This window comes from Acetobacter malorum (assembly GCF_001580615.1).
Classification (GTDB): Bacteria; Pseudomonadota; Alphaproteobacteria; order Acetobacterales; family Acetobacteraceae; genus Acetobacter; species Acetobacter malorum.
In genome coordinates this window covers 16,030-26,174 of the sequence record NZ_LHZC01000036.1, presented here as the reverse complement: position 1 = coordinate 26,174, position 10,145 = coordinate 16,030, and the positions used below count along the sequence as shown (strand labels likewise).

Below are 10,145 nucleotides of genomic sequence, written 5' to 3'. Positions count from 1 at the left end.
GTAGTGATCGTGGCAACAAAGAACCTATTAGTAAGTGCGAAAACGATTTTTTGCGGCCCCCCTTGCCACCAGCAGATAGAGTGCTGGCGTTGTGAACATGGTCTGGGCCTGACTGACCAGTAGACCACCGATCAGCGCGATGCCCAGCGGCTGGCGCAGTTCCATGCCGTAGCCCCCCATCAGCACCAGCGGCAGTGCCCCAAGGGCGGCAGCAAAAGTCGTCATGACGATCGGCCGCAACCTTAGCAGGCAGGCCTCACGAATGGCCTCCCGTGACGTCAGGCCGCGTTCGCGTTCGGCATGGATGGCAAAATCCACCAGCAGGATCGCGTTCTTGAGCGAGATACCAGTCAGCAACAGCATGGCGATCACCGCCATGCCCGAGAACGGCAACCCGAAGAGATCGAGGGCCATGATGGCCCCGATCCCGGCCGAGGGAATGGTGGAGAGAATGGTCAGCGGATGCCACACGCTTTCATACAGCATGCCCAATGTCAGATAGACGGCAAGCACAGCGCCGATGATCAGGATCTCGCTGTCATGCGTGCTTTTGCCAACATCCCCTTCATCACTCTGCAACTCGCCGGTGACGGTCTCGATCACCACAATGGCGTCATCCACCACCAGGCCCGTGACCACCGTCAGCGCCATGAGCGAGAGATTGTCCAGCCCGAACCCCGCCAGACGCATCGGCCCGAGGCTGCGCGGCATTGCAGTTCGCGCATATCCTCAATCAGCACGACCCGGTCGTCAGTTTTCGCGACCTCGGCCAGCAGGGCGTTGACCAGAGTGGTCTTGCCGGTGCTGGTTCCCCCAGCGACCAGTATGTTTTTTCGGTCGGATACAGCCCGGCGCAGGACATTCGCCTGGCCCGCTGTCATGGTCCCGGCTTCGACATAATCGTCGAGCGTGAACACAGCGACAGCGGGCTTGCGGATCGCGAAACTTGGGGCGGTCACAACGGGCGGCAGCAATCCCTCGAACCGTTCGCCGGTTGGCAACTCGGCCGAGACACGGGGTGCTGCCTCATGCACCTCAGCCCCGACATGGTGGGCCACGAGACGCACGATGCGCTCGGCATCGGCTGGCGTAACCCTGTCGCCGGTATCGCCCAGCCCCTCGGACAGACGGTCGATCCACAACCGCCCATCGGGATTGAGCATGACCTCGACCACGGTAGGATCAGCGAGATGCCGGGCAATCGCTGGCCCCATCGCCGTGCGCAGCATGGACATGCCGCGTACCGTGGCCCTTTCATGGATGCTGGAAACCGACATGCTTTTCCCCGCTACGGGCCGAACGCGATGCGCGGACAGCAACGGGGACAATTAAGAAAGGCAGGAAACCACGCGGTTCAACAGGAATTCATGCGTCGTAGGACGGTAGGGGAACGCAGGGCAAAAATACTTGCAGGGTGCGGAAATTACGAATCCGGTTCATCCTGTATGGCAGGATCGGAAACGTCGTCTGGAATTTCCTGCTGGAGTCTCGGTCCCTGGGCCAGCCTACGACCAAGGGCCGCGACAAAATTATCGTAACGCGCCGCAGCCTGTGCCCGCGCTGCTTTCGCGGCCGGTTCGGGCAGCTGTGGGGTCGTGGTCAGCCAGAAGCGGATGAACAGCGCCAGGGTCTCCACCGTGATGCCAATATCACGCTCCAGCCGCGCAAGGCGCCGGTCCTGCCGGTCGAGGCGCTTCGATGTTGCAGCCTCGCGGCGCTCCTCCCCGTCGGGCGACAGGAAGGAGGCGACAGCGGCCTCGACGATCAGCGACATCGGCTGCGCGCGTCGCGCGGCATAGGCGGAGAGGGTCTTCATCACCTCGGGATCGAGATAGACGGAGATCTGGGCTTTCTTTTTTGCCATCGCCATACTTGCCTCACAGTTCCAACTCGTCGCCACGGTCGAGCGATGCCTGTCGGGCGACACCGCGCATGAGATCGTTCATCCGGTTGTTACGGGGCGCGATGTCGTCGAATTCGTCAGTCGGGTCGGGTGCGAATTCATTTTCCATCGGCTCCTTCTTCTCGACCGTTCCCTCACCCAGTTCTGGCTGGCGACGTCGGACAGACTGCTTCGGGTCTTCTTCATCGTCGTCCATCACCGCCGCTTCAGTCGCCGCGTCTGACGCAGACGGTCTGGGCGGAAGAGGGTGGTTGCTCCAGTCATCCGGGCAGCCATCTTTGGGACGTGTGGTCTTCGGCGGCGGCAGAATACGCTCCTGAAAGCGGGCGTCCTCGAAATAGCGGGCCTTCTTCGCGCGGATCGGATAGAGGCCGGAGACCATGACGATCTCGTCCGCTGGCGGGAGCTGCATGACTTCTCCCGCCGTCAGCAGCGGGCGTGCCGTCTCCGAGCGCGAAACCATCAGATGGCCCAGCCAGGGCGAAAGCCGGTGCCCCGCGTAGTTCTTCATCGCCTTCATCTCCGTGGCGGTCCCGAGCGCGTCGGAGACACGTTTCGCCGTCCGCTCATCGTTGGTGGCGAAGCTCACCCGGACATGGCAGTTGTCGAGGATCGAATTGTTCGGCCCATAGGCCCGCTCGATCTGGTTGAGGGATTGCGCAATCAGGAAGCTCTTGATCCGGTAGCCCGCTATGAAGGCCAGCGCCGATTCAAAGAAATCCAGCCGACCAAGGGCCGGGAATTCGTCGAGCATCAGCAGGAGCCGCCGCCGCTGAGCCGCCGCATCAAGATCCTCCGTCAGCCTGCCTCGACCAGATCGAGGCTGAGGGCTGCGGCCAGACGGTCTGCCCGCTTGAGGCGCTCGGTCACGCTGCGCTGGGACACCGCGCCATAGGCGGGCATGCGCTCATAAAGCGCGTTGACCCCGAAGGACAGGCAATGGGCCAGTAATGCCATGCGACTGGCGTCGTCCAGACCGTCGATCCAGCGCCACAGCGCGTCCTCGTTCTCCGGCAGATCGTGCTTCCAGCCCTCATTGCGCTGGCGCAGTGCATGCGCTGGCAGGCTCCCCGGCATGTCAGGCGAATGGACCGGCAGCGGGATTTCGCGGACATAGGCTTCCAGGCAGTCCGCACCCGGTGTCTGCCAGTACACGTCACGCACCAGCGTATGCAGCAGTTCGGTCAGGGCGATGTGCGGTTTACTGGCAAACGCGTCCCGCAGGGCCAGCGTGCGCCAGGCTGTCAGTTCGGTGAGCAGCCGGTCAGGCAGCGGCCTGATCCCGTCTTCCTCCTCGGGCTCGACGTCGGGGACAATGCTATCGCCCTCTCCGCCTTCGTCGCCACCATAATCAGCAATACGTTCCTCTCGCCCATCATACGTGGGGTGATCGTATTCATCCGAACCATCCGCATTATCGATCACTTCCGGCTCAGCCGGCATGTCCTCGGGCAGTACGAAACCCCGCTCCACCTGCAGCGTGCCATCGCTGTCGAGGCTGACGAAGGCGCCTGCCCGCGCCATGTCAGCGGGATCGAACGCCAGTGGCCGTTCTTCCAGGGCAAGAACAGCCTGTTCGATCTCGCCCAGCCTTGCATCCACCGCGTCCGGATATTCGTCGGCCTGGGCATATTCGGCCTCGATGGTTTCCTGCTCGCTATGCAGGGCTTCGAGACGGGCTGTCTCTTCATCGGTCAGCGGCACTTCCGTGCCATCGATCTCCGCGAACTGCCGTGTGTGGCCCCATGGAAAAGACAGGGCAGTTTCAACCCACTTCCAGCCCTCGGCGCGGAGCTGTTCAGCCGCCTCCTGCAGCTTTTCCATGACCAGCCGGTCCAGAACAGCCGGATCCTGCAGCCAGCCGCCGTCATCGACCTCGAACAGGTCGCGCATGATAGGACCACCGGCCGCGATATAGGCCTCCAGCCCGACAAAGCGCACGCGACGATCCGAGGCCCGCACGGTCTTTTCTGTCAGCATGCGGCGGATGACATAGGGTTCGCGGTTATGGCTCTGGTTGACGATCTCCCAGACCTGTTCCTGACGGGCAGGATCATCGCTGATGGAAAAGGCCATCAGCTGTTCCAGCTTCATGCCATCCTGCTCGTAGATATCCAGCAATTTGTCCGACACGGTCATCAGCCGCAGACGCTGTTTGACCACGGTCGGTGCGACGAAGAACGCTGCGGCGATTTCTTCCTCGGACATGCCCTTCTCCAGCATGTCGCGAAAGGCCCGAAACTGGTCCAGCGGATGCAGGGCCACCCGCTGCACGTTCTCGGCCAGGGAATCATCCTCGGCAAGAATGGCCGATCCGGCCTCGCGCACGACGCAGGGCACCGGGGCGGTCTTCGCCAGTTTCTTCTGCTTCACCAGCAGTTCAAGGGCACGGAAGCGCCGACCGCCAGCGGGGACTTCGTAAGTGCCGGTCTCAGCCCCGGTGTCGTCGAGAACGGGACGGACATTCAGGCTCTGCAGCAGCCCGCGGCGCTCGATGTCGCGGGCCAGTTCCTCGATCGACAGACCGGACTTTACGCGCCGCACGTTAGACTGGGACAGCACCAGACGGTTGAACGGGATATCGCGGGACGAACTCAGGCTGATTTTGGGAATAGCGGTCGCCATGGCGAAAAACTCCATGACGGGCGGACAGGAGACTCTCTCCCACCCTCTTAACCCGTCACGAAAATCCCCGCAGCCCTCTGACTCTAAAAGCCCCGGACGCGCCCAAAATCCGCAGCCTTTTCCCGGCAGGAAACGACGGCAATGGGGGGCAAGCGGAATGTCTTCTTTTGATCTCCACAATCAAAAGCCAAGTAATCTACCATTATACTTAACGTCGACGATCATGTTTTGCTGTGTGATAAAATATCATAAACAACGATATTAATAGTATTGGATCAAATGAATAAGTCCAGTTTGCCGGGTAAATATCATGATGGTTGGCTGATATTTTGATTTCGCCACGTGGAAAAATTAGCAATTGATTTTTCCACGAGAAAATCATTGGAAATATGCTTCAAAGCAGCATGCCAGAAAACCTATTTTCCCCAGCACTATATCAGTAGCACAGACACAAAGGTCGACTCCCTGATAGAGAAAAACATGTTTTCCATGATTGACATGAGGCGCATACTGCCAGCGTAATATTTTCTAATAACATCACAATTACGAAATATTAACGTCAAGGACAAAAGCAGGAACTTCCTTTGATGGAGACCCTCCACTCGAAGACCAGTTTCCATACACCTTGCTGTTGCAGATGAACGTTTTTCTTACAAGCCTAATTTTAGCACCGCTTGCAAAAACAACTTCTTTCTCGTTCCCCTTTTCACCGTCTAAGCTTAATATATAAGCTTTTGATTGTGGTTGGCAAACTCGAACAACCATCAGATTTATTTCACCGGCATTGTAAGCTTTAGCATTCCATTCCGCATTCCTTAACGCCACTTGCGGACAGAATGATGTCGAAAATGGACGTGATGTGGTGATGACTGTGTCAACAGGATGTCCCCAAAAACCTCCATGAAACAACATTTGGCCATCCGCCAACGTGACTCCACACTGCTTGATGGCAATGTCAGCCGCAGCCATATCCTCTTTTGTGAATTTATTTTGGTATGCGACGAGCGCATCGGGATCCGGTTGCGGCATACGTCGGCGCAGCGCAGCGTATTCTGCGCTTTGAGCAAGAGCCCAATTAATATGGTTTTCCAAGCCATTATCAACCCCTGTTCGCAACATGGATGATGCGGCTTGAAATGGATTGGTAACGTTAGCCTCCAGAGTATCCTGTACGTACATAGCCTCCGCAAAATGAAGACCTGAACTCATACAGGAGGAAAACTCCACATCTGTCGCCTCGCGGCAAGACCATCGCTCATATGGTTGGGAGAATACATCCACGATGCCTGACGCTTTGATCACCATTGTGACTCTTTCTTTGAGGGTCCTATTGAAGAATAATTGTTAAGGGCTTTTTGCTGATTGAGCTAGTCGCCGACCGAAAGTCGACAGTTCGCTGTCCGCAACGGTACTCTGCTTATGTCCAGTTTCTGGAGTGTGAGCTGCTACTCCCTACGTCAGAGTAGAGGCGTCTGCCGTCTGTCTGCTCTGTTTATGTGTCTGTTGAGTAGACAGGCGAATTATGGAGGCGCAGACAGTTTGTATCAAACTTGATGAGCTAAGATCATTATTCCTTTCATACCGAGTTTGTAGCGACCATGGAGCATGTTTCCCCCAAAACTAGTCTAGCTGGGCGATTCAGATTAATAAAATATTCTATGTTAAAGATGTATTTTATATTTATTCGGTTTCTCCAATAATATTGTATCCGAATTCCTCTTCTATTCTATCAAGAAAATCTGGATTTTCTTCTTTTAAAAACCATGCTTTAAAATTTCTGAAATCTCCAGCATAATACGCGGTGAATAATGGTTGTTTTTCTCCGATATTTAACCTGGAAAACACAATTTTATATGTGTGCTTTTTAACTTTAATTATCTTATCATAGTAAACATTATCTTCATGGAAAACCTTTACTTTATACTCATCCTTTAGTCGTTTATATTTATTTTTCAATATATATAATTGTCCAACAATATAATAACCATTTTCTGAAGATTCTATTGCGGTTATCAATGATCCATCCAACGGAGATCTCTCAAGATAATAAATATTTTCCATAATCAAATTATACCATGACCATCAAAGCAATCAGGTATTTTATGAAAGTTTAAGTATGATTGCGAATTTAATGTTTGAAATTTCCATTGCTTGGCGCAATAATATCTTGGGTTTCCAACTATGAAACCTCTAATACAATCATGCGCACCTATAGAATTATTCCACATTTTTTTTCTCTTAATTTTACCAAACATTCTTTGAGATGCCGTTAAAGTCAAATCATTATTTGAAAGAAATTTCTTGTATTTAGTTTCATCAACTTCAATAAAAAAAGTGTTATTTCTCATCCTCATTGCACTATTTGCGGTTCCAGATATTCTGTGGGAAGCATGATATCCTCTTCTTTTTGCCAACCTTTTACTGGTTCCCATATAAAACCCTCGACCAAATTCACCTCCACCTAATGTAATATCAACGCAACCATTGTTAAGTTTTGTAGCCGTTTGAGGGTCAGTTCCGTGGAATAGCTTCATGTGTCTTCTCCTTTCTTTGCTATTTGAAACGAATAGTGTTTTCGAGGCAATACCGTTGCGGGCTGGAGCTTTGCCTTACAAGCCCTCCCCCTTTCCAAGGATATGACTGCGTTTATAATTGAAGACGAAGACTTACACGTCTGCTATGAGGCGAAACCGGTAAGTCCGCTTAGCGCGTGATAGAACGAACCCGCTGCGCGGGATTGGTGCGGTGTGCAGGTCTGTCACCACGGCGTGAGCGATCTGTTTTATTTGGAACTGTCCTGATCGGGCCAAGCACTCTGGCTTCTTCCCACCAGAAGGAGCCGGATGATGACAGAGTCCCTGTGCATTGCTGCAATCAGTCCCCTTCGCCAGCGCCTGCTTGATGACATGGCGGTGCGGCGGTTCTCCCGGGAGACGCAGCGCAATTACCTTCGAGATGTCGGCCGTTTCGCCACGTTTCTGGGCCGCTCACCTCACACGGCAACAGTCGAGGATGTGCGCCAGTTCCAGATTGCGCAGAACGCGGCTGGCATGCCGACACCGACCATGAATGCCATCGTGTCGGCGCTGCGGTTTTTCTTCACCCAGACGCTCGACCGCCCCGACCTTGCACGCAAGTTGGTCCGGGTGGCGCAGCCCCGCAACCTGCCCGTCGTGCTGAGCCGCGATGAGGTTGCCCGTCTGCTCAACGCGACCGTATCCTCGGCCCACGATGCGGTTTCCACGTTGGCGGAGGATGCCAACATCCGCAGAGCAATGCCTAACCGGGCTGTGAGATGGATGCTGTCAAGCTTCATAGCGGCGTTGATGAAGGCCTCCTTATCCTCACAACATTCTGTACTTAGGTATTTAAGCATCGATTGCGTGATCCCTTCCGTGATGCCGGCCATGTGGCACACGAATTGCCCGCCATCCTCGGTATTGTGCGTGGGTAGGCCATCCATTAGGAGGTCATTTCGCGGCTGGCGAAGCACGAAGTCGGCCGTCCCGACCTTTAGGAGTATCTGGGGATCGAGCCGCACCGGGCTCCCGTCGCATTCCACGACAAGTTGACAAGACGCCAACTGTGCCAGAATCAGCCAACCATGGATGTTGTCATAGATGCCGCTTTCATGTCCCGCTTCTTCAACAAGGTGGTCCTCTCCGTCGACGGTCAAGATAGCCGTGCCATCTTTCTGTGGACGGATCTTGTAGGAGCCAAGGCCTTCAACCCATCCCATCAAAACTTGGCCAACTTTGACGACCTCGCGCTTGGGACGCATCTCAAGCAACGTGTCCAAAAATGTCCAGGGCACATGCTCGTTGCCTGCTACGAAATCGAGAACCGTCTGTGCCGCGATCACATCCCCGAGCACGAAATTGCTGGCCGCACCCACAAGCCATTTAGCGGCTAGCTTCGGATCATTATCAACTATCGCTCGCAGTTCGACCGCGAGATGGCGCGACAGTTCGCTCGCCAGAAGTTCCGGAAATGCGACCGTCACGATCGGGGTATTTTCCTCACCGATCGACGGTGTGAGGTAGCCTTGCCTTAGAAGCCAATCCACGTCCGTCGACTGCAGCATCGCTTCCATCGTCGCTCTACGAACAAAGAAGTGGTTCGTCAGCTGCAGGGCCATTCCATCGGGCTTGGACTGATCCTGCGCGTCGGCTGCCATGGCACGCGCCAGCGCACCGTACCGTCTGCGCAATTCGGGGTCATCGAAGTGGGCTCGGGCCTGAGCAAGGACTTCCAGCCCAGGCACAGAGGGGAGCACCCCGAATTCCTCGCGTTTAATCCCGGACAGGCGAGCGGCCATCGCTTGAAGAAGCCATGGTCGTCGTAGATCCGGGCTGTGTTGGCCGCCGTGCATAATGCCCATGCTCAGCACCGCTAGTGTTTTGACTGCCCAACGAAATTCCAGCTCGGCGAAATCTGAAACCTCTACCACTTCGGCCCGGCGGCCTATCGGCGATTCACGACGGCCATCAGGACTTCGCAAGACCTGACCCATCACGCCTTCGTCCAACCCAACAATCACCCGCAGCCCCGCTCCGAAGGTGCTAGACGTTAGATCCTCAATCATCCGGACGTCCTCGCCATTCTCTGGATCGAGCTTGTCGATAGCGAGAACCAAGAGAGGACTATTACTCTGAGAAATGGAGCTTACCCAGTTTCGTGCGGCCTCCGGGTTCACCGGCCAATCAAGTGCATCGGCCAACAGATCGGCGATCATCTGAAAAACGTCGTGGGCAGCACATTCGAGGAACAGCCCGCCAGCGACTTGCGGATTGAGCATACGGACGACCTGTTCGAGGACATTTGTCTTCCCGCTCAACGGGGGGCCTGACACAAGCACGAGCCGGCCTTCTGCCGCAAACTTACTGACGGCTTCGCGCGCTGCCAGTCGTGGAACCTTGAGCGGTCCAAAGGGACGTAGTGGACAGTCGGCGGTGGCGGTCAGTTCGGCGATCGCACCTTGTGATGCAGTGATTACGGCGCTGGTCCAGACTTGCGGATCCGATCCCATGAGTGTGGCGATGGCCGCATGGCGATCGGCCGCAGCGACCTTCGTCGCCGCGGTAATAAGGGCCTCGAATGCTCGCTGGTCTGGTGTTTCTGGAGTCCAGGTCTTGCCCGAGAAGGTTTCAATGATACGAGTGCTCTTGCCATTGGTCACGACCACGAACGGAGCCATCGTTGGCAACAGCCGGGCGTAGGAAATACCCTGGTCGTCATCATCCGCCTGTAACGGTAACGCTGGCCTCTTGAGTTCAAGTATCGCGAGCGGCTTATCGAGATGGGTGAGCAAAATGTCTGCGCGACCGCGTCTAATCCAGCTCTCGCGACCATTCGCGGTGATCTCGGCATGGCCGAGCCTGATCGTGAATTCAATCTGATGCTTGATATCCGCAGAGCGGAGACGAGGAAACGCAGTGGAGATCGCCGCAGTGATCCCGCTCTCCAGATCCGACTCTGTTTGGCTCTTCGCGGCTTTGCCTCGCATTTTCATCCTCGCAACTGAAGCCCACCGTTGATGCCCACAGTACTCCAAACATGATGGGCCGTATCAGCGAACTCGGAGCCGGATCACAGGCAAGCGTAACATAGCTCGTTG

At 55.5% G+C, this 10,145-nt stretch carries 6 protein-coding genes and 4 pseudogenes; 1 reads left to right on the top strand and 9 read right to left on the bottom strand.

From position 1 onward, the window contains the following. Positions 1 to 27: 27 nt before the first annotated feature. The 8 genes and pseudogenes from AD930_RS02760 to AD930_RS17620 all read right to left on the bottom strand — a co-directional run. Positions 28 to 537, bottom strand: a pseudogene (locus tag AD930_RS02760) (efflux RND transporter permease subunit); the annotation flags it as partial. 164 nt (positions 538 to 701) lie between these two features. After that, positions 702 to 1,277, bottom strand: a pseudogene (locus AD930_RS02755) (ATPase, T2SS/T4P/T4SS family); the annotation flags it as partial. A gap of 146 nt (positions 1,278 to 1,423) precedes the next feature. Then, the gene (locus AD930_RS02750) at positions 1,424 to 1,870 is read right to left on the bottom strand and encodes a hypothetical protein (protein WP_061505022.1); all 447 of its coding nucleotides are present in this window, start codon (positions 1,868 to 1,870) and stop codon (positions 1,424 to 1,426) included. Positions 1,871 to 1,877: 7 nt separating this feature from the next. Beyond that, positions 1,878 to 2,708, bottom strand: a pseudogene (locus AD930_RS02745) (type IV secretory system conjugative DNA transfer family protein); the annotation flags it as partial. Next, positions 2,702 to 4,528, bottom strand: coding sequence for a ParB/RepB/Spo0J family partition protein (locus AD930_RS02740; protein ID WP_244150471.1), 1,827 nt, complete (start codon positions 4,526 to 4,528; stop codon positions 2,702 to 2,704). The pseudogene AD930_RS02745 and the gene AD930_RS02740, both read right to left, overlap by 7 nt. Positions 4,529 to 5,071: 543 nt before the next feature. Beyond that, positions 5,072 to 5,833 carry a hypothetical protein gene (locus AD930_RS02735; protein WP_208598553.1) on the bottom strand — a complete coding sequence of 254 codons (762 nt, stop codon included), beginning with the start codon at positions 5,831 to 5,833 and terminating at the stop codon, positions 5,072 to 5,074. Positions 5,834 to 6,208: 375 nt separating this feature from the next. Continuing rightward, positions 6,209 to 6,589 carry a hypothetical protein gene (locus AD930_RS02730; RefSeq protein ID WP_156476822.1) on the bottom strand — a complete coding sequence of 127 codons (381 nt, stop codon included), beginning with the start codon at positions 6,587 to 6,589 and terminating at the stop codon, positions 6,209 to 6,211. A 2-nt stretch (positions 6,590 to 6,591) separates the two neighbouring features. Continuing rightward, positions 6,592 to 7,062, bottom strand: coding sequence for a hypothetical protein (locus AD930_RS17620; protein WP_156476821.1), 471 nt, complete (start codon positions 7,060 to 7,062; stop codon positions 6,592 to 6,594). A 309-nt stretch (positions 7,063 to 7,371) separates the two neighbouring features. On the opposite strand from AD930_RS17620, the pseudogene AD930_RS18245 reads away from it, so the two are divergent. Continuing rightward, positions 7,372 to 7,590, top strand: a pseudogene (locus AD930_RS18245) (phage integrase N-terminal SAM-like domain-containing protein); the annotation flags it as partial. Here AD930_RS18245 and AD930_RS18240 read toward each other — a convergent pair. Beyond that, entirely contained in the window at positions 7,521 to 10,034 is a 2,514-nt protein-coding gene (locus AD930_RS18240; RefSeq protein WP_244150470.1) for a type I restriction endonuclease, read from the bottom strand. The pseudogene AD930_RS18245 and the gene AD930_RS18240 sit on opposite strands and share 70 nt — an antisense overlap. Positions 10,035 to 10,145 lie beyond the last annotated feature (111 nt).

What these genes read in the sequence shown, in the direction of transcription:
- AD930_RS02730 (WP_156476822.1), bottom strand. Translation starts at nt 6,589, where the DNA reads ATGGAAAATATTTATTATCTTGAGAGATCTCCGTTGGATGGATCATTG.
- AD930_RS02750 (WP_061505022.1), bottom strand. Translation starts at nt 1,870, where the DNA reads ATGGCGATGGCAAAAAAGAAAGCCCAGATCTCCGTCTATCTCGATCCC.
- AD930_RS02735 (WP_208598553.1), bottom strand. Translation starts at nt 5,833, where the DNA reads ATGGTGATCAAAGCGTCAGGCATCGTGGATGTATTCTCCCAACCATAT.
- AD930_RS17620 (WP_156476821.1), bottom strand. Translation starts at nt 7,062, where the DNA reads ATGAAGCTATTCCACGGAACTGACCCTCAAACGGCTACAAAACTTAAC.
- AD930_RS02740 (WP_244150471.1), bottom strand. Translation starts at nt 4,528, where the DNA reads ATGGCGACCGCTATTCCCAAAATCAGCCTGAGTTCGTCCCGCGATATC.
- AD930_RS18240 (WP_244150470.1), bottom strand. Translation starts at nt 10,034, where the DNA reads ATGCGAGGCAAAGCCGCGAAGAGCCAAACAGAGTCGGATCTGGAGAGC.